At 72.4% G+C, this 25,392-nt stretch carries 24 protein-coding genes, 1 tRNA gene and 1 pseudogene; 14 read left to right on the top strand and 12 right to left on the bottom strand.

The annotated features are described in order from the left end of the window. Positions 1 to 504 precede the first annotated feature (504 nt). Together ABTW87_RS09715 and ABTW87_RS09710 are read left to right on the top strand one after the other, a co-directional pair. Positions 505 to 580 (top strand) — tRNA-Arg (locus ABTW87_RS09715). Between the two features lie 294 nt (positions 581 to 874). Continuing rightward, positions 875 to 1,546, top strand: coding sequence for a Type 1 glutamine amidotransferase-like domain-containing protein (locus tag ABTW87_RS09710; RefSeq protein WP_350650277.1), 672 nt, complete (start codon positions 875 to 877; stop codon positions 1,544 to 1,546). Between the two features lie 39 nt (positions 1,547 to 1,585). Here ABTW87_RS09710 and ABTW87_RS09705 read toward each other — a convergent pair whose 3' ends face one another. Next, positions 1,586 to 2,266 carry a hypothetical protein gene (locus tag ABTW87_RS09705; RefSeq protein WP_350650275.1) on the bottom strand — a complete coding sequence of 227 codons (681 nt, stop codon included), beginning with the start codon at positions 2,264 to 2,266 and terminating at the stop codon, positions 1,586 to 1,588. Between the two features lie 331 nt (positions 2,267 to 2,597). On the opposite strand from ABTW87_RS09705, the gene rph reads away from it, so the two are divergent. From rph to ABTW87_RS09690, 3 genes are all read left to right on the top strand, one after another. Continuing rightward, positions 2,598 to 5,192, top strand: a complete 2,595-nt coding sequence (rph, locus tag ABTW87_RS09700) for a rifamycin-inactivating phosphotransferase (RefSeq protein WP_350650273.1) — start codon at positions 2,598 to 2,600, stop codon at positions 5,190 to 5,192. A 101-nt stretch (positions 5,193 to 5,293) separates the two neighbouring features. Further along, positions 5,294 to 6,268: a zinc-binding dehydrogenase gene (locus ABTW87_RS09695; protein WP_350650271.1), complete on the top strand. Its 975-nt coding sequence runs from the start codon at positions 5,294 to 5,296 to the stop codon at positions 6,266 to 6,268. A gap of 58 nt (positions 6,269 to 6,326) precedes the next feature. Next, entirely contained in the window at positions 6,327 to 7,130 is an 804-nt protein-coding gene (locus ABTW87_RS09690; protein ID WP_350650269.1) for an amidohydrolase family protein, read from the top strand. A gap of 273 nt (positions 7,131 to 7,403) precedes the next feature. On the opposite strand, the gene ABTW87_RS09685 is transcribed toward ABTW87_RS09690, so the two are convergent. Both ABTW87_RS09685 and ABTW87_RS09680 read right to left on the bottom strand, forming a co-directional pair. Continuing rightward, positions 7,404 to 7,991 (bottom strand): ClpP family protease, encoded by a 588-nt coding sequence (locus ABTW87_RS09685; protein ID WP_350650267.1) that lies wholly within the window; start codon positions 7,989 to 7,991, stop codon positions 7,404 to 7,406. Between the two features lie 132 nt (positions 7,992 to 8,123). Then, positions 8,124 to 8,711 (bottom strand): helix-turn-helix domain-containing protein, encoded by a 588-nt coding sequence (locus tag ABTW87_RS09680; protein WP_350650265.1) that lies wholly within the window; start codon positions 8,709 to 8,711, stop codon positions 8,124 to 8,126. A 154-nt stretch (positions 8,712 to 8,865) separates the two neighbouring features. On the opposite strand from ABTW87_RS09680, the gene ABTW87_RS09675 reads away from it, so the two are divergent. Continuing rightward, positions 8,866 to 9,882: a potassium channel family protein gene (locus ABTW87_RS09675; RefSeq protein ID WP_350650263.1), complete on the top strand. Its 1,017-nt coding sequence runs from the start codon at positions 8,866 to 8,868 to the stop codon at positions 9,880 to 9,882. Between the two features lies 1 nt (position 9,883). Here ABTW87_RS09675 and ABTW87_RS09670 read toward each other — a convergent pair whose 3' ends face one another. Then, positions 9,884 to 10,354 (bottom strand): MarR family winged helix-turn-helix transcriptional regulator, encoded by a 471-nt coding sequence (locus tag ABTW87_RS09670; RefSeq protein ID WP_350650261.1) that lies wholly within the window; start codon positions 10,352 to 10,354, stop codon positions 9,884 to 9,886. Between the two features lie 83 nt (positions 10,355 to 10,437). Between ABTW87_RS09670 and ABTW87_RS09665 the strand changes: the two genes are divergently transcribed. After that, positions 10,438 to 11,085 carry an FMN-dependent NADH-azoreductase gene (locus tag ABTW87_RS09665; RefSeq protein WP_350650259.1) on the top strand — a complete coding sequence of 216 codons (648 nt, stop codon included), beginning with the start codon at positions 10,438 to 10,440 and terminating at the stop codon, positions 11,083 to 11,085. A 99-nt stretch (positions 11,086 to 11,184) separates the two neighbouring features. Here the strand turns inward: ABTW87_RS09665 and ABTW87_RS09660 are convergent, their stop codons facing one another. From ABTW87_RS09660 to ABTW87_RS09650, 3 genes are all read right to left on the bottom strand, one after another. Further along, positions 11,185 to 12,219 (bottom strand): 2-oxoacid:ferredoxin oxidoreductase subunit beta, encoded by a 1,035-nt coding sequence (locus ABTW87_RS09660; RefSeq protein WP_350650257.1) that lies wholly within the window; start codon positions 12,217 to 12,219, stop codon positions 11,185 to 11,187. Continuing rightward, positions 12,212 to 14,059 (bottom strand): 2-oxoacid:acceptor oxidoreductase subunit alpha, encoded by a 1,848-nt coding sequence (locus ABTW87_RS09655; RefSeq protein ID WP_350650255.1) that lies wholly within the window; start codon positions 14,057 to 14,059, stop codon positions 12,212 to 12,214. Before ABTW87_RS09655 ends, ABTW87_RS09660 begins: the two co-directional genes overlap by 8 nt. Positions 14,060 to 14,400: 341 nt before the next feature. Continuing rightward, positions 14,401 to 15,810: a hypothetical protein gene (locus ABTW87_RS09650; protein WP_350650253.1), complete on the bottom strand. Its 1,410-nt coding sequence runs from the start codon at positions 15,808 to 15,810 to the stop codon at positions 14,401 to 14,403. Between the two features lie 131 nt (positions 15,811 to 15,941). Here ABTW87_RS09650 and ndhC point away from each other — a divergent pair, with 131 nt between their 5' ends. Continuing rightward, on the top strand, positions 15,942 to 16,319 hold the full coding sequence (ndhC, locus tag ABTW87_RS09645) for an NADH-quinone oxidoreductase subunit A (RefSeq protein WP_350650251.1): 378 nt from the start codon (positions 15,942 to 15,944) through the stop codon (positions 16,317 to 16,319). Positions 16,320 to 16,353: 34 nt separating this feature from the next. Here ndhC and folP read toward each other — a convergent pair whose 3' ends face one another. Next, positions 16,354 to 17,223, bottom strand: a complete 870-nt coding sequence (gene folP / locus ABTW87_RS09640) for a dihydropteroate synthase (RefSeq protein WP_350650303.1) — start codon at positions 17,221 to 17,223, stop codon at positions 16,354 to 16,356. A gap of 196 nt (positions 17,224 to 17,419) precedes the next feature. On the opposite strand from folP, the gene ABTW87_RS09635 reads away from it, so the two are divergent. Beyond that, positions 17,420 to 18,160: a DivIVA domain-containing protein gene (locus ABTW87_RS09635; RefSeq protein WP_350650249.1), complete on the top strand. Its 741-nt coding sequence runs from the start codon at positions 17,420 to 17,422 to the stop codon at positions 18,158 to 18,160. Beyond that, the gene (locus tag ABTW87_RS09630; protein ID WP_350650247.1) at positions 18,157 to 18,654 is read left to right on the top strand and encodes an SRPBCC family protein; all 498 of its coding nucleotides are present in this window, start codon (positions 18,157 to 18,159) and stop codon (positions 18,652 to 18,654) included. Before ABTW87_RS09635 ends, ABTW87_RS09630 begins: the two co-directional genes overlap by 4 nt. A gap of 34 nt (positions 18,655 to 18,688) precedes the next feature. Here the strand turns inward: ABTW87_RS09630 and ABTW87_RS09625 are convergent, their stop codons facing one another. Then, positions 18,689 to 19,576 (bottom strand): sterol desaturase family protein, encoded by an 888-nt coding sequence (locus ABTW87_RS09625; RefSeq protein WP_350650245.1) that lies wholly within the window; start codon positions 19,574 to 19,576, stop codon positions 18,689 to 18,691. 112 nt (positions 19,577 to 19,688) lie between these two features. Between ABTW87_RS09625 and ABTW87_RS09620 the strand changes: the two are divergent. Together ABTW87_RS09620 and ABTW87_RS09615 are read left to right on the top strand one after the other, a co-directional pair. Beyond that, positions 19,689 to 20,287, top strand: a pseudogene (locus tag ABTW87_RS09620) (DNA-3-methyladenine glycosylase I). After that, the gene (locus ABTW87_RS09615; RefSeq protein WP_350650241.1) at positions 20,284 to 20,907 is read left to right on the top strand and encodes a hypothetical protein; all 624 of its coding nucleotides are present in this window, start codon (positions 20,284 to 20,286) and stop codon (positions 20,905 to 20,907) included. The pseudogene ABTW87_RS09620 and the gene ABTW87_RS09615 overlap by 4 nt, the downstream one beginning before the upstream one ends. A gap of 43 nt (positions 20,908 to 20,950) precedes the next feature. Here ABTW87_RS09615 and ABTW87_RS09610 read toward each other — a convergent pair whose 3' ends face one another. Beyond that, positions 20,951 to 21,742 carry an enoyl-CoA hydratase-related protein gene (locus tag ABTW87_RS09610; protein WP_350650239.1) on the bottom strand — a complete coding sequence of 264 codons (792 nt, stop codon included), beginning with the start codon at positions 21,740 to 21,742 and terminating at the stop codon, positions 20,951 to 20,953. A gap of 4 nt (positions 21,743 to 21,746) precedes the next feature. Further along, a complete protein-coding gene (locus ABTW87_RS09605; protein WP_350650237.1) occupies positions 21,747 to 22,565 on the bottom strand; it encodes a PaaX family transcriptional regulator in 819 nt (272 codons plus the stop codon). A 190-nt stretch (positions 22,566 to 22,755) separates the two neighbouring features. On the opposite strand from ABTW87_RS09605, the gene ABTW87_RS09600 reads away from it, so the two are divergent. Together ABTW87_RS09600 and ABTW87_RS09595 are read left to right on the top strand one after the other, a co-directional pair. After that, a complete protein-coding gene (locus ABTW87_RS09600) occupies positions 22,756 to 22,923 on the top strand; it encodes a DUF3117 domain-containing protein (RefSeq protein ID WP_007455245.1) in 168 nt (55 codons plus the stop codon). 129 nt (positions 22,924 to 23,052) lie between these two features. Next, positions 23,053 to 24,516 (top strand): leucyl aminopeptidase family protein, encoded by a 1,464-nt coding sequence (locus ABTW87_RS09595; RefSeq protein WP_350650232.1) that lies wholly within the window; start codon positions 23,053 to 23,055, stop codon positions 24,514 to 24,516. 13 nt (positions 24,517 to 24,529) lie between these two features. Here ABTW87_RS09595 and ABTW87_RS09590 read toward each other — a convergent pair whose 3' ends face one another. Then, entirely contained in the window at positions 24,530 to 25,117 is a 588-nt protein-coding gene (locus ABTW87_RS09590; protein WP_350650301.1) for an O-methyltransferase, read from the bottom strand. Positions 25,118 to 25,392 lie beyond the last annotated feature (275 nt).

Here is a 25,392-nt window from a genome sequence, read left to right as displayed (position 1 = left end):
ACCCCTTCACCTCCCGGCTCCACGAGCCAGGAGACCTCACGAGGGGTCAAAATTCGGCCGGCGACAAGGGGTCATTTTTCAGCCGGCGACGACACAGCCGCATGGTAGACAAGCTGTCCATGGCAACCTGTGCTCTTCCGTGCACGCTTCTCCTCGGCTGCGATGAGCGGACGCTTGGGGGACCGTCATGGTCGGAGTCGCGGCGGGACCGAGCGACCCGGGCTGAGCGCTTCGTGAGCGCCCGGCGGTGCCGACGGTAGGCATGCGGACGGAACGTCGTTGATCTTCGATGATGTGCGCGGTGTGTGCTCTCCAGCGGATGCCACCCGGGGTGAACCGGTGCCAACGCGGGTCACCGCGGCCGACCGCCGGTCGCAAGCCAGGGTTCGTGTGCTCGAGCTGTGGTCCTAGGCTGGCACAACGGCGGTCCGGGGAACGTGGGTGAACGCAGGCCACTCCCTGCCACCCCAGGTGAACCCCCAGGTCGCTAGACTAGGCCCTCGCGCCCTCGTAGCTCAGGGGATAGAGCATCGGTTTCCTAAACCGTGTGTCGCAGGTTCGAATCCTGCCGGGGGCACCAGGTCACGGCCTTGATCAACGATCACTGATCCGCGTCCCAGGGCTTTCGTGCCCCGCTGCGTGCCCGATCGTTTGGCCGCCCTCGCCCTGCTCGCGTCCAGGTGCTGAGCGACCTCCGCTACCGCCACTGAGCGGAACCGCCCAGGGCATCCGGATCTGGCCGACGTGCGTGTGGGGGGGCTTGAGGGGTCGCACCGGCGATGAGTTTCGTTGTGGTGCCCAGTCTGTACTCCCAGGCACCCATCTCCCGACTCTCGGGCAGAGCGTTTCATCACCGCTACCTACAGGAGCAAGCGTGAAGCTTCTTCTCACCTCCGCAGGCGTCCAGAACCGGAGCATCCGCGATGCGCTGGTCGACCTGCTGGGCAAGCCGATCGCCGACTCCAGTGCCCTCTGCATCCCTACGGCGGTCCACCCCATGGGCGGGCCGGCCTCGGCCTGGCGCTTCATCACCGGTCAGACGCCGCTACCCATGTGCGACCTGGGCTGGAAGTCGCTGGGCGTCCTCGAGCTGACAGCGCTGCCCAGCATCGGCGAGGAGCGGTGGGTCCCCTGGGTCCGGAATGCTGACGTCATGCTCGTGGCCGGCGGCGATGCGACGTACCTGTGCCACTGGATGCGGCAGTCCGGGCTGGCGGATCTCCTGCCGTCGCTGCGGGACACCGTCTGGGTGGGGTTGAGTGCGGGGGGCATGGTGCTGACTCCCCGGATCGGTGCGGACTTCGTCGAGTGGCAGTCCGCGCCCGACGACCGCACTCTGGGGGTCGTCGATTTTTCGATCTTCCCGCACCTAGGTCTCGAGCCGGACAACACCATGGCTGGTGCCGAGAGATGGGCGGCCGAGATCGCGGGTCCGGCGTACGCGATCGACGACCAGACGGCCATCAAGGTGACCGACGGCACCGTCGAGGTCGTCTCCGAGGGGCACTGGAGGCTGTTCCCCGCTTCCGGTAATGCCGTTGAGTGACAAGCGTGCTGCGGAGGTGGTCCGGATACGGGACCGACGTCACGCGGCCGCGATCGAGTACCCGATCGCGGCGAGGTCCTCATGCAGCCTGGCGACGGTCATCTCTGGGTTCAAAGCCTCCACAACGACGTCCGTGAGCGGGCGGTGCGCGACAACGTGCTCGACCACCGTCGGGTCCACCTCGATCTCGTAGTAGTCCTCGGCGAACGTGACGTACCGGTCGACGATGTCGTCGAGCAGGATCTCGAGCAGCCCAGAGCCGTCCGGGGCGTTGTCGTCGTACGGTCCGCGGAGCGGGGGGAACGTGATGCCTTCACCGGCGTGCCAGCGGTCGTCACCGGATTGCCGCCACAGCACAGCGGTAGCGAGGAATTGTCCTTCCTCGTCGCCGAACGCTGGTTCCTCGATCTGCGGACGGAACACCGCCGGGATTCCGTCGAGCAGGCCGGGCCACAGTTTCCGGTCCGGATGGCGGTAGGGCGTCATCGCCGACTCGTGGTCGAACACACGGATGAACGCGCCCTCGGCGGTGAACACGACCGCCCACTCGTCGCCGCTGCCGTTGTTCATGAACGCGGCCTCGTCGTCACCCCAGGCGCGGGTGTAGGCGTAGTAGGGCTCACCACCGTCGAGGATGCACTCCAGAACGGCGAGTGTCTTGCAGCGGTCACGCAGCACGTCGAGGGAAGGCAGCCTGGCGGCGATGTCGTACACAGTCACCTGGGAAACCTACTCACGCCGCTCTCCGCGCGCCCAAACGTGTCGCAGATCAAGGGCTTTCGCCGGACCGTGCGTCGAACAGCAGGGTGGACGGGTCCGGCGACGGCCGCTCAGCCGGACGACATAAGCAAATGGCAAGGAGTCGCACTCCCTGCCATTTCTAACGTATATCGCACCCGGGGGCTTGCGGCAAGACCCTGGTCCTGCCGCAGAATCGGCGCCCGGACCAGCACCGACGAGGAAATCGGGGGGACGACGTGGGTGTGCTGTCGATGTACGGCCGGGAAAGGCTGACGCGACCGTCGGCGCCGCTGCGGGCAGCGGTGCCGGCATGATCGAGCCGTACGTGCTGGATCTCCAGCGGATCGACGAAACGCAGGTCGCGGTCGTCGGCGGCAAGGCCGCGCACCTGGGCGGGCTGTCGCGGATCGAAGGCATCCGGGTCCCGGCTGGCTTCTGCGTCACGACGGCCGCCTTCCGACGGATCATGGCGGAAGCGCCGATCGACGACCGGCTCGATCAGTTGTCGCGCCTGAAGCCGGATGACCGGGAGGCGATCGGCACGCTCAGCGCGGAGATCCGTCGGATCGTGGAGGCGATCCCCGTCCCCGGCGACCTCGCGGCGGCGATCACCGGCGCGGTCGCCCAGTTGGGCGAGCGGACCGCCTACGCCGTGCGGTCCAGCGCGACGGCGGAGGACATGCCGACTGCCTCCTTCGCGGGCCAGCAGGACACGTACCTGAACGTCCTTGGCCCGGCGGCGATCCTCCAACAGGTCAGCCGGTGCTGGGCGTCGCTGTTCACCGAGCGGGCGGTGACCTACCGCCTGCGGAACGGCTTCGACCACCGGAAGGTCCACATGGCCGTGGTCGTACAGCAGATGGTCTTCCCGGATGCGGCCGGCATCCTGTTCACGGCCGACCCCGTCACGGGCAACCGGAGGGTCGCCACCGTTGATGCCAGCTTCGGCCTCGGCGAGGCCCTGGTGTCCGGCCGGGTGAACCCGGACGTCTTCAAGGTGCGCGACGGCGAGATCGTCGCCAAGGCGGTCGCCGCCAAGCAGCGGGCCGTTCACGCCGTGCCGGCCGGGGGAACGCGGGAGGTGATGGTCGACCCGCACCGGCAGGAGCAGCCGGCGCTGACGGATGCGCAGGTCGTACGGCTCGTGGAACTCGGGCGGCGGATCGAAGCGCACTTCGGCCGCCCGCAGGACATCGAATGGTGCCTGGTCGACGATGACTTCCGGGTCGTGCAGAGCCGGCCGATCACCACCCTGTTCCCCGTCCCCGAGGCCCGCGACCGGGAGAACCGCGTCTACCTCTCGGTCGGTCATCAGCAGATGATGACCGACCCCATGAAGCCACTGGGGCTGTCCATGTGGCAGCTGACGGCCATGGCACCGATGCACGAGGCCGGCGGACGGCTGTTCGTCGACGTCACCCCGCACCTGGTCTCGCCGGCGGGCCGGGCCGCCTTCCTGGAGATGGTGGGGAAGTCCGATCCGCTGACCAGGGACGCGCTGGAGACCGTTCTGGACCGGCACGGTCTCATCCCGACGTTGCCGGACGACGGTCCGGGCGGGCCGCCGGTCGTCGGCGCACCCGCTCCGATCGACGCCGATCCGGCCATCGTCAGCGGGCTGATCGAGCGCAGTCGGGCGTCCATCGCCGACCTGCGGCGCGACATCGGGACGAAGACCGGACCGGCGCTGTTCGACTTCCTGTTGGAGGCCTTCCAGGAGCACAAGCGGATCCTCAGTGATCCGCTGAGCATGCAGGCGATCATGGCGGGGATGGCGGCCACCTGGTGGCTCAACGACCGGCTGCGGGAGTGGCTCGGTGAGCAGAGCGCGGCCGACATCCTCACGCTGTCCGCCCCCGGCAACGTCACCTCGGAGATGGGGCTGGCACTGCTCGACGTCGCGGACGTGATCCGCCCGCATCCGGAGGTGGTGGCGTTCCTGGAGAGCGTCGAGGACGACGGCTTCCTGGCCGAACTGCCGAGGTTCGCCGGCGGGACCGAAGCGCGCGACGCCATCGAGGCCTACCTCGACCGGTACGGCATGCGCTGCGTCGGCGAGATCGACATCACGAGGCCACGCTGGCGCGAACGCCCCACCACGCTCGTGCCCGCGATCCTCGACAACGTCAGGAACTTCGAGCCGGGCGTCGCCGACCGGCGCTTCGAGCAGGGACGGCGAAAGGCGCAGACGAAGGCGCAGGAGGTGCTCGAACGCCTGCGGGCACTGCCGGACGGGGAACAGAAGGCCGACGAGACCGAGCGGATGATCAACCGGGTCCGGACCTTCATCGGCTACCGGGAGTACCCGAAGTACGACATCGTCAGCCGTTACTTCGTCTACAAGCAGGCCCTGCTCGACGAGGCCGAGCGCCTCGTGCGGGCACACGTGCTCACCGACAAGGAGGACGCCTTCTACCTCACGTTCCACGAATTCGGCGACGCCGTGCGCTCGCATCAGGTGGACGCCGCGCTGATCCAGCAGCGCAGGGAGGCGTTCCGGTCGTACCAGGCGCTCACGCCGCCCCGGGTGCTGACCTCGGACGGCGAGGTCGTCGTCGGGTCGTACCGGCGCGCCGACGCGCCGCCCGGTGCCCTGATCGGCCTGCCCGTCTCCGCCGGAACCGCCGAAGGGCGCGCCCGCGTCGTCCTGGACCTGGCCCAGGCCGACCTGGAACCGGGCGACATCCTCGTCACGGCCCACACGGACCCCAGCTGGACACCCCTCTTCGTCGCCATCGCCGGCCTGGTGACGGAGGTCGGAGGCTTGATGACACACGGTGCGGTGATCGCCCGGGAGTACGGCGTGCCGGCCGTCGTCAGCGCGGTCGACGCCACCCGACTCATCCGCGACGGACAGCGGATCCGGGTGAACGGAAGCGACGGGTACATCGAGATCCTGCCGTGACCGCCCAGGAACCCCCCGGACCCCGGCGGGGCGCGGGCGTCGGCAAGGCCACTCCGCGCAGTCCTTGACCTCAACCATGCTTCAGGTTGTCCGATCGAAGCATGCACGCGATCCGGCTCCACGAATTCGGTCCCGCCGAGCACCTCGTCCTCGACGAACTGCCCGACCTCACACCCGGCCCCGGCGAGGTGCGCGTCGCCGTCGAGGCGAGCGGCGTACACCTGCTCGACACGACCCTGCGGCGCGGCGAGGCCGGCGGCCCGCTCCCGCTGCCGGAACTGCCGACCATTCCCGGCCGCGAGGTCGCCGGCACGGTGGACGCGCTCGGGCCGGGGGTGGCCGGCGAGTGGCTCGGCCGGCGGGCGGTCGCCCACCTCGGCATGGTTCCCGGCGGGTACGCCGAGCAGGCGGTGACGGCGGCGACGAACCTGTTCCCCGTACCCCCGGGGTTGACCTTCGCCGAGGCGGTGGCCGCCGTCGGCACGGGCCGGACCGCCCTCGGCGTCGTCGAGCTGGAACCGGCGGGCGCCGACGACGTGGTCCTGGTTCCGTCCGCGGCCGGCGGTGTCGGTTGGCTGCTGGTCCAGGCGGCGCGGCATGCCGGGGCCGCCGTGGTGGCGGCGGCGCGGGGCGCCGGGCGTACGGCGGCGCTGGACGGCCTCGGCGCGGACCTGGTCGTGGACTACGGGAGCCCGGACTGGGCGGACCGGGTACGCGAGCGGTTCGGCGGCGTCAGCCTGGTGTACGACGGCGTCGGCGGCGCGGTCGGCCGGGCGGCCCTGGAACTGCTCCGGCCGGGCGGCCGGTTCATGATGTTCGGCTGGTCCGCGGGCGAGGCGACCCGGATCGACACCGCCGACCTGATCGGGCGCGGCCTGACCGCCGGCTGGCTGGGGCAGCGGATGCGGGCGCTGCCCGGCGGCATCCCAGGGCTTGCCGGCCGGTCCCTGGAACTCGCCGGCCGTGGCTGGTGGCGGCCGCTGGTCACCACGTACCCGTTGGCCGAGGCGGCCCGGGCGCACGCGGACCTGGAGGGCCGGCGGGCCCTCGGCAAGGTGGTCCTGGTGTCGCGTTAGGACGGTCGCGGCGGCGCCGTCCGGCTACCCTCGGGCATCGACTGTCAGGGAGGCCGACGTGTACCAGGGACCGGTCATCGACATCCACGCACACATCGCGTTGACCGCGGAGGACGCCATCAACCCCCGGCACGAGGTGGGGGCGGCCGGGCTGGCGGCGGCGGTGCGCCGCGACGGCGTGGTACGCGCGACCGCGATCGTGATCGCCCGACGGGACGAGACCGTGCGCACCGCCGAACGCAACGACGCCGTCATCGCGGAGGCCGACGCCGCCGACGGCTTCCTGGTGCCGGTCGTCTCGGTGCATCCGCACGACGGCGCGGCCGCCCTGACCGAACTGGACCGGGTCGCGGCGCTCGGCGCGCGGGTCGTGAAGCTGCACCCCAACACGCAGTCCTTCGACGTCGCGGACGACGACGTGGCGGCGGTGACCCGCCGGGCCGGGGAGCGGGGCATGGCGGTGCTGTTCGACGCGTACAGCCCGTTCGACGCGAACCAGGTCGGCAAGTTCCTCACCCTCGCGATCACCGCTCCGCGGACCAGGCTGGTCCTGGCCCACTTCAACGGACCCCGGTTCGCGGAACTGCTCGCCTTCGAGGTCGTCGCCCGCTACCCGTGGTGGCCCGGGAACGTCTACCACGACCTGTCGGCGACGGCGGAACTCCTCGCGGACGGGCCGTACGCGGAGCACCTGCGCTGGGTGGTCCGCAAGGTCGGCACCGACCGGGTGCTGTACGGCAGCGACTGGCCGATCTGCGACCCGGCGGCCGCTCTCGCCGCCGTGCGGTCGCTGGGCTTCACGGCCGAGGAGGAGCGACAGATCCTCCACGACAACGCGGCGGCGCTGCTCGACGGCCGCTAGTTCTCTTGTTAACAGGGGCCCCTTGTACAACGCGAGGCGTTAACAAGGGGCCCTTCCTTGCACCGGGCGTGTAACGAAAATCGGTCGGAAGACGCTGCGATTTCCTGCCGAGCGGAATCCCGCAGGGCGCGAATAGGCTCGGATGCATCGACGGCTCTGCCGACCGGTCCGCGCCGTCGCACGTGCCGGGGGTCGGACGCGATCGAGGGGGCGCGTCCGGCGTCGGCACGCCGCCGCACGGGACAGTCCCGTCGTGGACACGACCGTGGCCGCTCAGCCCCCGTTGAGCTGGGCCGCCCGTGTGACCACATGGTCGATCAGCCCGTACTCGCGAGCCTGCTCCGCGGTGAACCAGCGGTCCCGGTCCCAGTCCCGCTGGATCTCCTCAAGCGTCCGGCCGCTGTGCCCGGCGATCAACTCCTGCATGGTGTGCTTGACGTGCAGCATGTTCTCCGCCTGGATCCGGATGTCGGCGGCCGTGCCGCCCATTCCGCCGGCGGGCTGGTGCATGAGGATCCGCGAGTGCGGGAGCGCGTACCGCTTGCCGGCCGTCCCCGCGCAGAGCAGGAACTGCCCCATCGAGCCGGCCAGCCCGAGCGCCAGAGTGGCCACGTCGTTGCGGACGAAGCGCATCGTGTCGTAGACCGCCATCCCCGCACTCACCGAGCCGCCGGGCGAGTTGATGTACAGGGTGATGTCCCGCTCCGGATCCTCCGCGGCCAGCAGCAGGATCTGTGCGCAGATCCGGTTGGCCGACTCGTCGGTCACCTCGGTCCCGAGGAAGACGATCCGCTCCTTCAGCAACCGCTCGAACACCTGGTCGCCGAAGCCCCGTTGTCCGTCGTCCAACATCTTGATCATCACGCCGAACCTCCCGCACGCCGGCGGGCATCGGACCGCCCGGGTACCGGCCCGTCCAGCGTGCGTGGGGCGACCGGCAGAAGCCCAGCGGATCTGCCGGCGGCAGATCGGCTCAGGGCAGAGCGGCGCGGGTCAGCGCGCGGCCCGCCACCGCCGGCCCGTCCGGGCCCGCCGCCGGGCCAGCACCCTGGCGGTACGCGCAGCGGGGCGACCGCCCGGAGCGGAGGCGAACAGGTGGATCCGCAGGCCGGAGCCGCCCGCCCAGCCGGGATCGCCGGTCAGGTCCGGCCCGATCGGCGCGGCCGCCGTGCCGCCGACGTGGAGCAGCCGCCCCGGCGCCGCCCCGTGCCGGATCGCCGGGCCGGCGGCGGACGCCGTCGGGCCCCCGGCGTGGAACCCGATCCGCACGCGCGGGCCTCCGCTCTCGGCGCGGGGGCCCGACGCCCGCTCGACCGGCCCGGGTGCGAACCCCACCGGCTCGTGGCGTTCCAGGCGGCGCAGGTCGTCCCGCGCCTCCTCGAGCAGGTCGGAGAGGCGGATGCCGAGTGCCCGGCAGATCGCCGCGAGGACCTCCGACGAGGCCTCCTTGCGCCCGCGCTCGATCTCGGACAGGTACGGCATGGAGACTCCGGCGGCCGCGGCCACCTCGCGCAGCGTGCGGCCCTGCCGCAGGCGCAGCCGGCGCAGCACCCCGCCGATCACTCGTCGCAGCAACGACATGCTCCGCCTCGCTCTCGCCGTCGTCGTCCGGGGACCTCTCCATCATGCCCGCCGGCCGCCCGCGACGGCGTCCCACCGCCCCGCCGTGCGGATCACCGCGTACCCGCTATGTTGTGGGCGTGCAGGTGACAGCGGAGTCCGGGCAGGGCCGGCAGTGATCCACTTTCCGGCTCAGCGGCGTGGCCCGCTGAGCGCGCTGAGCCTACGGCTGGCTGCCGCCCTGGGGCTCGTCCTGGCCAGCGTCGCCGTGGTCTGGTTCGACCGGGAGGGCTACCGGGACGCCTACGACGACGACGGGCTCAGCCTGCTCGACTGCTTCTACTACGTGGTGGTCTCCCTCTCCACCACCGGGTACGGCGACATCACCCCGGTCTCCGACTCGGCCCGGCTGGTCAACGTCCTCTACATCACGCCCGCCCGGGTGGTCTTCCTGATCATCCTGGTCGGCACCACCCTGGAAGTCCTGACCGAGCAGTACCGCACCGGCCGTCGCCTGTCGCGGTGGAGGAGAACCGTGAAGGACCACGTCATCATCTGCGGCTACGGCACCAAGGGCCGCAGCGCGGTCTCCGCCCTGCTGGAGAACGGCTTCGACAAGTCCCGCATCCTCGTGGTCGAGCGCAGTGGCGCCGCCCTGCGGCAGGCCACGTCGGCCGGGCTGGTGGCCATCGAGGGTTCGGCGACCCGCTCCGCCACGCTGAACGAGGCGCACGTCCGGACCGCGAAGGCGGTGATCATCGCGACCGACAGCGACGATGCGTCGGTGCTGGTGGCGCTCACTGTCCGGCAGCTCACCGCCGGTCAGGTGCGCATCATCGCCGCGGCCCGGGAGGCGGAGAACGCCCCGCTGCTCAAGCAGAGCGGCGCCCACCACGTGATCGTCTCGTCCGCGACCGCCGGCCGGCTGCTGGGCCTGTCCACCTCCGCGCCGCCGCTGATCGACGTGGTGGAGGACCTGCTCACTCCGGGCCAGGGGATGGCGCTGGCGATGCGTTCGGCCGAGCGCCACGAGGTCGGTCGCTCACCGCGCGAGTTGGACACGCTTGTCATCGCACTGGTGCGCCGGGGCAAGGTGGTCACCCTCGCCGACCGGGCCGGTGCCGTGATCGAGACCGGCGACATGCTCGTCCACGTCCGCGACGACCGGCCGACGTCGACTCCGGTGCCCTGATTCAGCGCTCCTCGTCCACGTAGGCGTCGGCGCACGTGACGGCGGGCCCGGCCGCTCGCCGGAGCAGGTCGTAGAAGATCTCCCGCTCGCCCGGTGCCAGCGCGCCGAGCACCTCGTCCTCGGCTGAGGCCAGGGCGCACTCCGCCTCGTTGAGGCGCTTCGCACCGACGGTCGTCAACTCGACCACGTGGCGGCGGCGGTCCTGCGGCGAGCGCCGCCGCTCGACCAGGCCGGCCGCCTCCAGGTCGTTGAGCAACCCGACGACGTTCGTCCCGTCCATCTCCAGGGTGCCGGCGAGCGCCTGTTGGCTGCTGCCGCCGCTGTCGCGGAGGACGGTGAGCGCGACCAGGTGCCGGGGGCGCAGGCCGAGCGGTGCCAGGACCGACTCCGAACGCAGCCGCATCCGCCGGGCCAGGTACTCGAGGAGCGCACCTGACCGGCGCTCCGACTGGTCGACCGGTGCGGCTGGCATGTGACCGAGTTTACCCGCACGGTAAACCATGGCCCTGCTATAAATGGTTGGCGCTACACAAACTATCTGTGGAGGGTTAGCCAATGGCACACCTGTTGCACATCGACTCGAGCATCCGGGGCGAGCACTCCGTCAGCCGCCGGCTCACGGCCCGGGCCGTCGCCGCCTGGTGCGCGGCCCACCCGGGCGGCACGGTCACCTACCGCGACCTGGGCCGGGAGCCGCTGCCGCACCTGGACGAGGCGGGCGGTCTGGCCCGGATGGTGCCGGCCGAGCAGCACACCCCGGAGCAGCGCGCCTCGTGGGCGCTCTCCGAGCGGTTGGTGAACGAGGTGAAGCGGGCCGACGTGGTCCTGCTCGGGCTTCCGCTCTACAACTACGGACCGCCCAGCAGCGTGAAGACCTGGGTCGACCACCTGATCGCGCCGGGCATCGCGTACGACCCGGGCACCGGCGCCGGGCTCCTGGGAAACCGGGAGTTCGTGGTGGTGGCCAGCCGGGGCGGCGGCTACGGCGCCGGCACCCCTCGGGAGGGCTGGGATCACGCCGGGACCTGGCTCCCACACGGGCTCTCGATGACCGGCCTGGAGCCGCGGTTCATCACCGCCGAGCTGACCCTCGCGCCCACGGTCCCGGCCATGGCCGAGTTGATCCCGCTGCACGAGGCGAGCCTCGCGACGGCCGAACGCGAGATCGACGAACTCTGGTCCCCGGTCTCCGCCGCCGCCTGACTCCGGCTCCGGGTCGCACCCGCCGGCGGGACCTCGAACACGGAGAGAGTGGCGATTCCGCGCGGAATCGCCACTCTCTGCGTGTAGGTGGGGGACAGGTCAGACGATGGTCCAGGTGTCGCCGCTGTTCAGCAGGCTGGCGAGCTGCTGCTCGGGGGTGTCGGTCACCTTCTCCCGGGCGGTGGCGAGCTGGTCCTGGACCATGCTGTCGTACGACGGGCGGGACACCGAGCGGAAGACGCCGATCGGAGTGTTCCGCAGGTCCAGGCCGGGCAGCCGGGACAGCGCGAACGCGTACGCCGGGTCGGTGACCGTCGCGTCGTGGACGACGATCTCCTCGGCGGCGGTGGTCGCGGTCTCGCGGACCTCCAGGCCGAAGCCGCCGGGCGGGTGGACGACGCAGAACTGCCCGTCCTTGCCGAACGTGATCGGCTGGCCGTGCTCCAACCGGATCAGGTAGTCGTCCCGGGTGGCCGGCTCCTTCAGCGGGTCGAACGCGCCGTCGTTGAAGATGTTGCAGTTCTGGTAGATCTCGACGAAGGCGGAGCCCTCGTGCTCGGCGGCGGCCCGCAGCACCGACTGCAGGTGCTTGCGGTCCGAGTCGATCGTGCGGGCGACGAACGTCGCCTCCGCGCCCAGCGCCAGCGAGAGCGGGTTGAACGGCGCGTCGGCCGAGCCAGCCGGGGTCGACTTGGTGATCTTGCCGACCTCAGAGGTGGGCGAGTACTGCCCCTTGGTCAGCCCGTAGATCCGGTTGTTGAACAGCAGGATCTTCAGGTTGACGTTGCGCCGCAGGGCGTGGATCAGGTGGTTGCCGCCGATCGACAGCGCGTCGCCGTCACCGGTGACCACCCAGACCGACAGGTCCGGGCGGGTGGCCGACAGGCCCGTGGCGATCGCCGGGGCCCGGCCGTGGATCGAGTGCATCCCGTACGTGTTCATGTAGTACGGGAAGCGCGACGAGCAGCCGATGCCGGAGACGAAGACGATCCGCTCGCGGGGAATGTTCAGCTCGGGCATGAAGCCCTGCACGGCCGCGAGGATCGCGTAGTCACCGCAGCCGGGGCACCAGCGCACCTCCTGGTCGGACTTGAAGTCCTTCGCGGTGAGCTTGAGGGCGACGGGCTCAGACATTCTTCAGGACCTCTTCCAGCATCGTCTCCAGCTCGTTGGCCGTGAACGGCAGGCCGCGGACCTGGTTGTAGCCGATGGCGTCGACCAGGTACCTCGCGCGGATCACGTGGGCGAGCTGGCCGAGGTTCATCTCGGGGATGACCACCCGTTCGTAGGTGCGGAGCACCTCGCCGAGGTTCGCCGGCATCGGGGCGAGGTGCCGCAGGTGCGCCTGGGCGACGGAGAGCCCCCGCTGGCGCAGGCCGCGGCAGGCCGCGCCGATCGGCCCGTACGTCGAGCCCCAACCGAGCACCAGCACCCGGGCGTCGCCGTCCGGGTCCTCCACCTCGACGTCCGGCACCGGGATCGTCTCGATCCGGGCGGCGCGCGTGCGCACCATGAAGTCGTGGTTGGCCGGGTCGTACGAGATGTCGCCGGTCTTGTCGGCCTTCTCCAGGCCGCCGATGCGGTGCTCCAGGCCCGGGGTGCCGGGAATGGCCCACGGCCGGGCCAGGGTCTCCGGGTCCCGCAGGTACGGCAGGAACGTCGTGCCGTCCTCGCCGTTCGGCGCCGTCGCGAACTCGACCCGCAGGTCCGGCAGGGACTCGACGTCGGGCAGCAGCCACGGCTCGGAGCCGTTGGCGACGTAGTTGTCCGACAGGAGGATCACCGGCGTGCGGTAGGTCAGCGCGATCCGCGCCGCCTCCAGCGCCGCGTAGAAGCAGTCCGCCGGGGACTTCGGCGCGATCACCGCCACCGGCGCCTCGCCGTGCCGGCCGTAGAGCGCCATGTTCAGGTCGGCCTGCTCGGTCTTGGTCGGCATGCCGGTCGACGGCCCGGCCCGCTGCACGTCGACGATGACCAGCGGCAGCTCCAGGGCCACCGCGAGCGAGATCGTCTCGCCCTTCAGGGCCACACCCGGGCCGCTGGTGGTGGTGACGCCCAGTGCGCCGCCGTACGACGCGCCCAGCGCCGCGCCGATCGCGGCGATCTCGTCCTCGGCCTGCATGGTGAGCACGCCGAACCGCTTGTGCTTGCTCAGCTCGTGCAGGATGTCCGACGCCGGCGTGATCGGGTACGCCCCGAGGAAGACCGGCAGCCCGGAGCGGACGCCGGCGGCGACCAGCCCGAGCGAGAGCGCCGCGTTGCCGGTGATGTTCCGGTAGGTGCCCGGCTGCATCCTCGCCGGCTTGACCTCGTACCGGACCGCGAAGTCCTCGGTCGTCTCACCGAAGTTCCAGCCGGCCTTGAACGCCGCGACGTTTGCCGCCACCAGTTCCGGGCGAGCGGCGAACTTGCGCTCCAGGAACCGCAACGTCGACTCGTACGGGCGGGAGTACATCCAGCTCAGCAGGCCGAGCGCGAACATGTTCTTGGCCCGCTCGGCGTCCTTCTTGGACACCGCGTGCTCGGCGAGCGCGCCCACGGTCATCGACGTCAGCGCGACCGGGTGCACCACGTAGCCGGCCAGCGAGTCGTCTTCGAGCGGGCTGGCCTGGTAGCCGACCTTGGCCAGGTTGCGCTTGGTGAACTCGTCGGTGTTGACGATGATGTCCGCGCCGCGCGGCAGGTCGGCGAGGTTGGCCTTGAGCGCCGCCGGGTTCATCGCGACCAGGACGTTCGGCGCGTCGCCGGGAGTCAGGATGTCGTAGTCGGCGAAGTGCACCTGGAAGCTCGACACGCCCGGCAGGGTGCCGGCGGGCGCCCGGATCTCGGCCGGGAAGTTGGGCAACGTCGAGATGTCGTTGCCGAGCTGGGCGGTCTCGGAGGTGAACCGGTCGCCGGTGAGCTGCATGCCGTCGCCGGAGTCGCCGGCGAAGCGGATGACCACCCGGTCCAGTTGACGGATCTGCTTGGTCACGCCCGCACCTCGCTTCGGGCGGCACGGTCGCCCGGGCCGCCGCACATGCTCCTGACCTCGCCCTGCCCGGTCACGTGACCTCCTCGGCGCACCGCCGTGACTCACACCTGGTGGTTGTCCGGCCCGCTGTCGTTTCTCACCTGAGAGCCTACGTCGGATCACCTCGTCACCTACTCGAGAGGTCCGCCGACTGGGACCGGGAAAGCGCAGTCTCCGTCCGACTATGCGACGTTTCGTCCCGCACGCCGTAATCCAGATCACCGGGTGGTGGCCCGGTAAGGAAGGGCCCCTTCTTAACGCCTCGCGTTGTAGAAGGGGCCCCTCTTAACACCTCGGTCTCACTACCCGACCGGCGGCGCGGGGCCGGCGGCCGCCCCGGTCGTGCGGCGTCGCAGCGAGGCGGTCGCGAGGGTGAGGGCAAGCACGACCAGCAGCGTGGACATCGCGATCAGGATGACGGCCGTTCGCTGCACGGATCCGGTGCCGTCGCCGGTGGCGGTCGCCTCGTCGACCGCCACGGGGTCCTGGGAGCCGAACGGCGCGGCCGGCGCCGCCACCGGCGTGACCAGCGCGGCGGCGGTGACGATGCGGAAGCTCATCTGGACCTTCCGGGACCGGCCGGCGCGCGGGTCCAGTTCACCGACGACCGCGCCGGCCAGCGGTGCGCTCCGCTGGGCCTCCGGCGTGGCCGCCAGCGGCAGGCGTAGGCCGGCCGTGCGGCCGGCGCGCACGGTGCCGAGCTCGCACCGGGTACGGGCGGCGTCGACGGCGACGCAGCCCGGCGGCAGCGCCGGCACGGTCACTCCCGCCGGGAGGACGATCTCGACCCGGCCGCTCGCATCCACCGCTCCGGTGTTGCCGAGCCGTACCTGGAGCCCGTTCGCAGCGCCGCTGGCGTCGAACGCGACCTCGTCCGCCTCGAGCCGGATGCCGGGGGCCGGTGGGCCGGGCGGGAAGAGCACCGCGAAGCCCTGGTCGTCGCTGACCGGGTCGACGCCCGGTGCGCTCGCGGTCACCCGTACGACGCCGCTCAGCGGCATCCGTCGCCAGGCGTCACCGCTGACCCGCAGCTTCAGCTCGGTGCTGAACCGCGCGCCGGGCGCGGTGGCCCATTCGCCGCACCGGTGGTCGCGGCCACCGGCGGCGGAGCAGCCCCTCGTGCCGCCGTCCGTGATGCCGGCGGGCAGCGTGTAGCCGAGACGGATCCGCTCGGTGACGGTGCCCGTGTTGGTGACCGTGACCCGCAGGGTGGCCGCGGTTGCCGGCCGGTTCCAGTACGCGCTGGTCAGCACGACATCGCCGGTGCTGACGCTGACCCCCAGCGTCGGCACGGCGCCCGGCGCCGGGGAGTGCACCGGCGGGGGTGGAGGCGGCGGGGCGGCGGTGGTGGGGACCGTGGTGGTCGGTGCCGTGGGGGGCGGTGGCGGCACCGTCGGGCCGGTGGTCGTCGGCGCCGGGTCGCTCGTGGGTGCGGTGGTGGTCGGCTCCGCGACGGTGGGCGGCGGGCTGGTCGGGACCGGTTCGGTCGAGGTCGGATCGCCGGTCGGTGTCTCCCCGCCCGGCTCGGTCGCCTCGCCGCCGGGCACGGTCGGGTCGGTGGTCGTGACGGCGACGGCCTCGGCGACCGGGGCGGCGGTGGCCGGCCCGGGCAGCGCGGCGACGGTCAGCGCGGCCGCCAGCGAGACAGTCCACCGGTACGCCGTACGCGGGTCGCGCGGGCGGCGGCCGGATGGTTGATCCACTCGGGCCATCGATCCTCCGTGGCTGGGGGTGAGGAAACCATGGTCAGCAATAGTTGTCGGTAGGCACTAGTCCCGACGAGAAACAAAACCGTAACGTGTTCGGAGCGAGCCGGCCGGGTGGACCGGTAGGCTGGGCCACCGTGACCGGTTACCTGGGCTCGTACGCGACGCTCGGGCTGCTGCTCCTCGCCAGCCTCCTCTTCTTTGGTACTGCGTTCGCGGCCAACCGGGTGTTACGTCCCGCCCGTCCGGCCGAGCCGGCCGGCAAGCGCGCCACGTACGAGTGCGGTCTCGACCCGGTGGGCGCGGACTGGGCCCAGGCGCAGATCCGCTACTACGTGTACGCGTACCTGTACGTCCTGTTCGCCGTCGAGGCGGTGTTCCTCTTCCCCTGGGCGGTGGTCTTCGACCGGCCCGGCTTCGGACTCGTCACCGTGGTCGAGATGGCGATCTTCGTGGCGGTCCTGGCGCTGGGCATCCTCTACGCCTGGCGGAAGAACATCCTGCGCTGGACCTGACCCGGGCGGCCGGGTCCGGCTGTCCGAGGGCCGCTCAGGCGAGGCCGCGCCGGGTAAGCGCCGGTGGGCGGTCGCCCCGGATGGCGGCCACCATGTCCAGCACGCGCCGCGTCGGCCGGACCTGGTGGGCGCGGAACACCCGGGCGCCCAGCCAGGCCGAGACGGCGGTGGCGGCGAGCGTTCCCTCGAGCCGCTCGGCGACCGGCAGGTCAAGTGTCTCGCCGACGAAGTCCTTGTTCGACAGGGCGACCAGCAGCGGCCAGCCGGTGCCGGAGAGTTCGTCGAGGCGACGGGTGATCTCCAACGAGTGCCGGGTGTTCTTGCCGAAATCGTGAGCCGGGTCGATCAGGATGCCGTCGCGCCGTACGCCGAGGGACACCGCACGCTCGGCGAGCCCGGTCACCGTCGTCACCACGTCGCGCACGACGTCGTCGAAGGCCGCCCGGTGCGGCCGGGTCCGTGGCGCCAGGCCGCCCGCGTGCGAGCAGACCAGACCCGCACCGGTCTCCGCCGCCACCCGGGCCAGCGCCGGGTCGGCGCCGGACCAGGTGTCGTTGAGCAGGTCCGCCCCGGCCGCCACCGCCTCGACGGCCACCTCGGCCCGCCAGGTGTCGATCGAGATGACCACGTCGGGGAAGGCGCCCCGGACCGCGGCGATGGTGTCCACCGTCCGGCGGATCTCCTCGGTCGCGTCGACCTCCGCCCCCGGGCCGGCCTTCACCCCGCCGACGTCGATGATGTCGGCGCCCTCGCCGACGGCACGTTCCACCGCGCGCAGCGCGCTGTCCAAGGCGAAGGTCGCGCCCCGGTCGAAGAACGAGTCCGGCGTGCGGTTGACGATCGCCATGACCGCCAGCTCGCCGGGGCCGAAGGTCCGCCCGCCGAGCCGCAGCGCGTCCGCCATCCCGCCTCCCGAGGTCTCCGTCGCCGACCCGTACGGCCGGTCACGTCGCCGGCCGACCGTACGGCCGGTCACGACGCCGGTCACGACGCTAACCGGTGCTGCCGCGGCCGGTCCGACCGGTGCCGATCCGGCTGCCGGGGTGGTGGTCCGGGGTGGTGGGGTCGCCCCGGTCCGTTCGACATGCCACGATCTGTGCATGGGTCAGGTTCTCCTCCTGTTGGTCGTGGCGCTGACCGTCGCGGCGGTCGTCTTCGGAGTGGCCGTGCTGGTCACGGGTCGGGATCCCGGTCTCGCGCCGGCCGAGCCGGACGGGAAGGCGGTGCCCCTGCCCGGCACCCGGCCGCTGCGCGAGTCGGACGTCGGGGAGGTCCGGTTCGACACGGCCCTGCGCGGGTACCGGATGGCCCAGGTCGACCAGGCCATGCGCCGGGCGGCGTACGACATCGGCTACAAGTCGGAGTTGATCGGGGTGCTGGAGGCGGAGGTGGCCGCGTTGCGTGAGGGGCGCACCGCCGACGCCGACGCGCTGCGCCGCGCACGTGAGCAGGCCGCCGCCGCGCCGCCGCCGGCGCCCGACGCCCCGACCGACGCGCAGCCCGACGCCCCGACCGAGGCACAGCCGCCGGCACCCGACGCGGCTGCCGCACCCGGGACCGCGGGTCCGGACGACACGCGGGGGGCGGTCGCGGAGGCCCCGGACGATGCGGCAACCTCGGCCGTGCCCGCCGGCGCCGTCGGGAACGGCGCCGGCCCGGTCGCGTCCGGCGCCGGCGACACGACGGTGCGCGCTCCGGTCGGCGACGCGCCGGCCGGTGACGACACGCCGGCCGGCCGGGATGCCGGGCCGGGCGACGACGCCGCCGAGCGCCGCGAGGACGGGACCGATCCGCGTCCGGTCGGCGAGCACGGCCCGGTGGTGCGCTCGGAGTCGGCGTGACGGCCGGCGACGGCGCCGAGAACCTGCGCGAGGCGGCACAGCCCGGTGCCGCCGAGGTGACCGCGACGGTCATCGTCAACGCGCCGGCGGAGCGGGTCTTCGCCGCGCTCACCGCCTGGGAGCGGCAGTCCGACTGGATCCCCTTCACCCGGGTGCGGGTGGTCGAGGGGGACGGCGGCGAGGGCAGCCTGATCGAGGCGGTCACGGCGGTCGGGCCGGCGGCGGTCCGCGACGAGATGCGGGTGGTACGGGTCGACGCACCGTACGAGGTCGGCGTGGTGCACTGCGGGAAGCTGCTGCGCGGCCCCGGAGTGCTGCGCTGCACCCCGCTGGCCGGGGACCGCACGCAGGTGGTCTGGCACGAGTGGTTCCACCTGCCGGGCGGCGCGGCCGGGCGGATCGCCTGGCCGGTGCTGTGGCCCGGCTCCAAGGTGGGGCTGACGCAGGCCTTGAAGCGCTTCGGACGGATGGTGGAGCAGGGCCGCCTGCCCTGACGACCCGGCGCGGCCGGACGTACCCGGCCGCTGGTCAGGAGGCCGTCGCGGTTGCCGGCGGGGGCGCGACCTCGGCCGCCGCCGGGGCGGACCGGTCCGGCTCCCAACCCGGCGAGCGGAGCAGGTGCCCGGCCCGCTGCCGCCAGGAGCGGGCAGTCCGCACGTCACGGGCGATGGCGGCGTACTCGTGGAACGCCACCCGCAGCGGGTTGTAGGTGGTGATGTTCTTGGTCAGGCCGTAGACGCAGCGTTCCCGCTCCGGGGCGAACGTGCCGAAGAGCCGGTCCCACACGATGAGGATGCCGCCGAAGTTGCGGTCGAGGTAGCCGCCCTGCGAGGCGTGGTGCACCCGGTGGTGCGAGGGGGTGTTGAACACGAACTCGTACCAGCGGGGCAGGCGGTCGATCCGCTCGGTGTGGATCCAGAACTGGTAGAGCAGGTTGACCGAGCCGGCGAACGCGAGCACGGCCGGGTGCACGCCGGCGAGGATCAGCGGGAGGTAGAAGATCCAGCTGGTGACGCCGGTCCACGGCTGGCGCAGCGCGGTGGAGAGGTTGAACCGCTGGGACGAGTGGTGCACGACGTGGGAGGCCCACAGGATGCGGATCACGTGGTGCCCGCGGTGCGACCAGTAGTAGCAGAAGTCCTGCGCCAGCAGGATCAGCGGCCAGGTCCACCAGACCTCGGTGACCCGCAGCGGGGTGAGCGCGTAGAGCAGCGCGTACGCGGCCGCGATCGGGACCTTCCAGAGCAGGTCGGTGAAGACGCTGCCCAGCCCCATGGCGAGGCTCGTCGCCGTGTCCGCGCCCCCGTAGCCGACCTCGTCGTCGTCGCGGTGGATCAGGTACGACACCCGCTCGAGGACGACGAGCAGCAGGAAGGCCGGAATCGACCAGGCGATGATGTCCGGGAACTCCTTCATCCGACCGCCTCCGTCCCGGTGCCGACCGGCACAGCTACCGTCCGGTAGCAGCACCATAGGCAGCCACCGGCCTCGAGGCAACGGTGTCACAGGGGTCGCCTAGCGTTGACGCGTGACTGACCTGGTGATCGGCGCCGACGGGGCGCCGCGCTGCGCTTGGGGGGCGAGCACCCCGGACTACGCCGTCTACCACGACACCGAGTGGGGCCGTCCCCTGCGCGGTGACGACGCCCTCTACGAGCGGATGACGCTTGAGGCGTTCCAGTCCGGCCTGTCCTGGCTGACCATCCTGCGGAAGCGGCCAGCCTTCCGGCGGGCGTTCGACGGGTTCCGCATCGAGTCCGTCGCGACCTTCTCCGAGGCGGACGTCACCCGACTGCTCGCCGACACCGGCATCGTGCGCAACCGGGCCAAGATCGAGGCGGCGATCGCCAACGCCCGCGCCGCACTGGAGCTGCCGGAAGGGCTCTCCGACCTGCTCTGGTCCTTCGCGCCGCCGCCCCGGCCGGCCCGCCCGGCCTCGTTCGCGGAGGTGCCGGCGCTGACCCCGGGGTCCACGGCGATGGCGAAGGCGCTGAAGAAGCGCGGCTTCCGGTTCGTCGGCCCGACCACGGCGTACGCGTTGATGCAGGCCACCGGGATGGTCGACGACCACCTCGCCGGCTGCCACGTGCCGGCGGCCGCGAGGGCGTGATGGGATGGGAGGCATGACGAGCGACACCGCGTACCGGACCGACCGGACGATCCACGCCGACGGCACGGACACCTGGGCCGTGCTGCTGCCGCCCGACCGGTACGAGGCCGAGCGGCTCGTCCACCACGACACGCTGGAGCTGACAGGTCTCAGCGCGGGTCCCCGGCCGCGACCCGGCGACCGGGTCGCGGTGCTGGCCGACGAGCCGTCCCGGCTGGTTGCGCTCGGCCGGGTCACCGACGCCGGTGAGCGGCGCCCGGAGGTGCCGGAGGACCCGCTGTCCGAACGGGTCGAGCCGCGGCTCGTCATCGCGTACACCCGGAGGGCCTTCGACGAGCCGGTCCCGGCCGACGCGCTGGCGCTGGACGGGCCGGTCAGCGCGCTGGACCCGGCGGTGTTCCGGGAACTGGCCGACCGGCTGGGCCCGCTCCCGCCGCGGCGGACCTGGCTGGTCAGTCTCGACCTGCCGATCGAGGCCGCGTCCCCGGCGGAGGCGGTCCGGCTGTTCTGGGCCTACGTGCAGGAGTTGGGCCCGCGCGAGCTGCCCGCCTTCGTCTCGCCGTCCGGCGACGAGTTGGCGATGCAGGCGTTCGTGCTCGGTGCGGAGGCCAACCAGGACCCGGAGGAGGACGACTGACCGCGCCGGGGGTCGCTCGCGTCGACCGGCCCCGCTCCCGAGTTCAGCGACCCTCGAAGACCGGCTTCTGCTTGTTGACGAACGCCATCGTGGCCGAGCGGTGGTCGTCGGTGGCTCCGCAGATGGACTGGGCCTGCGCCTCGGCGGCGAGGGCGTCGGCGAGGGTGCCCGCGTCCGCGATTGAGAGCTGCCGCTTGATCGCCCCGTACGCGACGGTCGGCCCGGCGGCGAGCCGCGCCGCCAGCTCCTGTGCGGCCGGCAGCACCTCCTCGTCGTCGGCGACCAGCCGGTTGAGCAGGCCGAGCCGGCAGGCCTCCTCGGCGCGCACCGGCTCGGCGAGCATCAGCAGCTCGACGGCCTTGGCGTGGCCCACCAGCCGGGGCAGCGTCCAGGAGGCGCCGGTGTCGGCCGCGAGGCCCACCTTGGCGAACGCCATGAGGAAACTGGTGGACGGTCCGCCGATGCGGATGTCGGCGAGGAAGGCCAGTGAGGCGCCCGCCCCGGCGGCCATGCCCCGGACGGCGGCGACGACCGGCTTGGGCAGGTTCGCCAGCCGGGCGGCGATCGGGTTGTAGTGCGCCCGGACGGTGTCCAGCGGGTTGCCCTCGGTCGCTTCCAGCGTCTTGACGTGCTCGCGCAGGTCCTGCCCGGCGCTGAACGACCCGCCCGCGCCGGCCAGCACCACCGCCCGGCAGCTCCGGTCGGTCTCCAGCTCGGTGAGGGTGTCGCGGAGGGCCTCCTTGAGCGCCACGTCGAGTGCGTTCATGGCCGTCGGCCGGTTCAAGGTCAGGGTGACGACGGCGTCGGTGCGGTCGACGAGCAGCGGCTCGGTCACGGTGTCAACGACCCTTCTGTCGGGCGATGCGGTTGCCGGCGTCGAGGCAGTGCTCGACGTACCGGTCGGCGGACGGCCGCAGCCGGGCCGCGTGCCGGTCGAAGAAGCTCGCCGCGGCGGTGCCGGGCCAGCGCTCGGGAAGCAGTGCCGGCGGCAGTTGCGGGTCCCGGAACAGGAAGGTACGCCACGCGTGCACGAGCCGGAACCGGGCCGCGTACGCCTCCTCGTCCGGGCTGCGCACGGTGACCCCGGACAGCAGCGGCCGCTGCTCGGCGACGAACTGCTCGTACGCCCGGCCGATCTCGGTCAGGTCCCAGGCCCGCCGGACGACGCCCATGGCCCCCGGCGTGCCGGCGGCGTGCGCGGCGGTGAACCGCTCGTAGCGCACGCCCGCCTCCTCCAGGAGCAGGTCGACGTCCTCGCCCGGGCGGGTGGCCACCCAGGTGCACTCGTCGAGGGTGCCGTAGCCGAGGAAGCTCAGGTTCGCGGCGAGGCGCTGCCGCTCGCGGCGGGACGCCGGCGCCTCCAGGACGAGCAGGTCGAACCGCCCGTCCCAGGTGATCCGTCCGGTGCGGTAGATTCGCGCGGCCGCCTCGTCCAACCGGCGGGCGGCTTTCGGTGTGATCGCGTAGCCCGGTCCGGAGGCCATCCGGAGGGGTTCGAGCCAGCCCTGGCGCACCATCCGGGAGACCGCCGTCCGCACCGCCGGCGGTGCGATGCCGAGCGGCGCCAACAGCTTGACCAGGGCAGCGACCGGCGCCCGGCCACCCCGGGGCCGGAGATAGTCACCGTACAGGTCGAAGAGTGCCGACCGTGCCTGCATGACCGCACATTGTGACAGGCCTTCTCAGGATAAGCTAGATGCTGTTACATCAATGCTGCCTCGGTTTGGGTCCGGCGGTGTTCATCAGGGAAAATCGTTGGTCGACACCTCCGCACCGGTTGCGGGTGGTCGTGGCGAAGTGGCTGTGGGGAGACCCACCGACCCTGGTTCAGGTCTGAGGGGAGACAACATGGCGGCGATGAAGCCGCGGACGGGCGACGGTCCGCTGGAAGTCACCAAGGAGGGCCGGGGCATCGTCATGCGGGTCCCGCTGGAAGGCGGTGGCCGGCTCGTCGTCGAGATGACTCCCGACGAGGCCAACGCGCTCGGTGACGCGCTGAAGGCAGCCGCCGGCTGATCACGGCCCGATCCGTGCGCGAGCGCGGACGGTTCAACCACCCCTGAGCCACCGGCCCCGCCGGTGGCTCAGGGGCCTTCACGTCCCGCGGAGGCAGCTCCGCACGCTCTCCTGGAGGTACGGCGCCGCGTGCTCGCCATCCGTCTGCTCGCCGAGCCCGACCGGCTCGACGTCCTGGCCCTACCCGTCCGACCGGCCGGTGCGCAGTCGCCGGCCGAGCCGGTGCCCGTCGGGACGGCCCTGCCCGACGGGGTCGCCGACGAGCTGTCCGCGCTGGTGCCGGCGGCACGTCTGACCGGCGCCCCCGGCGAGACCTGGACGCAGGTGCGGCCCGGCCGCGTCCCGGTCCGGCTGCTTCCGCTCGGCGTCGGTACGGGCGACGAGGGCGCCTGGCGGGCCGCCGGTGCCGCTCTCGTCCGCGCCGCGAGGGATGAGAGCCACGTCACGCTCGCGCTGCCGGCCGGCGCTCCGGCCGAAGCCGTCCGCGGGCTCGTCGAAGGGCTGCTGCTCGCGTCCTACCGGTTCCGGCTCGGCGCCGACGAGGCCGCCCCCGCGCTGGCAGTGGTCGACCTGCTGGTCGCCGACCCGGCCGCGTACGCCGACGCGGTCGAGGTGGCCCGGACGACCGCCGAGATGACCCGGCTCGCCCGCGACCTGGTGAACATGCCGTCGTCGGTGAAGAACCCGCGCTGGTTCGCCGAGCAGCTGGCCGAGGCCTCGGCCGGTGTCCCCGACCTGCACCTGCGGGTCCGGGAGCCGGACGAGCTGGCCGCCGAGGGCTTCGGCGGGATCCTGGCCGTGGGCTCCGGCTCGGCGAGCGGACCGCGCCTCGTGGAGCTGGACTGGCGGCCGGCCGACGCGCGCACGCACGTGGTGCTGGTCGGCAAGGGGATCACCTTCGACACCGGCGGCATCTCCATCAAGCCCGTGCCGGCGATGAAACTCATGCGCAAGGACATGGCCGGTGCGGCGGCGGTGGTCGCGGCGACTCTGGGCGCGGCCGCGCTGCGGCTGCCGGTTCGGGTCACCACCCTCGCCCCGCTCGCGGAGAACATGGTCAGCGGCGGGTCGTACCGGCCCGGCGACGTCATCCGCCACTACGGCGGGGTGACAAGCGAGAGCACGAACTCCGACGCCGAGGGGCGCCTGGTCCTGGCCGACGCGATCGCGTACGCCGTACGCGAACTGCGCCCCGACGTGCTGGTCGACCTGGCCACCCTGACCGGGGCGAACGCCGTGGCCCTCGGCAAGCGCACCGGTGCCCTCTACAGCGAGAACGACCGGCTCGCCGCCGACCTGCTGGCGGCGGCCGAGGCAGCCGGGGAGGCGGCGTGGCGGCTGCCGCTGCCCGCCGACTACGTCGACTACCTGCGCAGCGACATCGCCGACCTCTACAGCGCGCCGGTCCAGGGCGCCGGCTCCGTGGTGGCGGCGCTCTACCTGCGCGAGTTCACGGGTGAGCTGCGGGACCGGTGGGTGCACGTCGACATGTCGGCCCCGTCCTGGTCCGACGGCGCCGAGGCGGAGCTCACCAAGGGCGCCACCGGCTGGGGCGTCCGGTCCCTGCTGCGCTGGCTGGCAACCCTCGACTGAGACGCCCGGACGGTCAGCAGCGGACGGCGGCGAGCAGGCCGTGCCCGACCGGCAACAGGGCGGGGATCCAGTGCTCGGACTCCCGGATCGCCTTGACCGTCTCCCGGATGGTCACCGTCTCCACGTCCCGGGCGGCCGGGTCGCCGATGCGGCCACCGGCCAGCGTGCCGTTGAGGGCGAGCACCCCACCGGGCCGCAGCAGCCGCTGGGCGGCGTCCACGCACGCGGCGAACCCGGTCGACTCGGCGTCGACGAAGATCAGGTCGTACGCACCGTCGGCGAGGCGCGGCAGGACGTCCAGCGCCCGCCCGGTGATGATCCGGGTCCGGCCGGCGGGGAAGCCCGCCTCGGTGAAGATCCGCCGGGCGATGCGCTGGTGCTCCACCTCCACGTCGATGGTGGTGAGCACCCCGTCCGGACGCATGCCGCGCAGCAACCAGACCCCGCTGACCCCGGTTCCGGTGCCGATCTCCACCACGGCGCGCGCGTTGCCCGCCGCGGCCAGCAGCCGCAGCGCCGCGCCCGCGCCCGGCGTCACCGCGTCGAGACCGACCTCATGGGCGAGGGCGCGGGCGGTGCGCAGGACGAGATCCTCGGTCACGTACGACTCGGCGAACTGCATAGCCGGGGTCGAGGGGCCGGAACCGGCGACCGTGGCGATGGGACACCTCCGGGCGGCGCGTGTTGTCACACAGGGGCGAGTGGGCACTGTGAGCCTAGAGGCGACGTGCGGCGTACGCAGCCGCGCGTCCCGCGTCGACGATCACCGGCGGCAACCGGTGACTCCACCGGTCGCATCCGTGTAATCCTGGAAGCGGTGCCCGTTCGACCGCGAGCCGCCGTGGGCGGGTCGCGCGGAGGGCCCGGGGACGAGTG

It is taken from the genome of Micromonospora sp. NPDC126480 (assembly GCF_040302465.1).
In the GTDB taxonomy this organism is placed as follows: Bacteria; Actinomycetota; Actinomycetes; order Mycobacteriales; family Micromonosporaceae; genus Micromonospora.
This window is presented reverse-complemented; position numbering and strand designations above follow the sequence as displayed.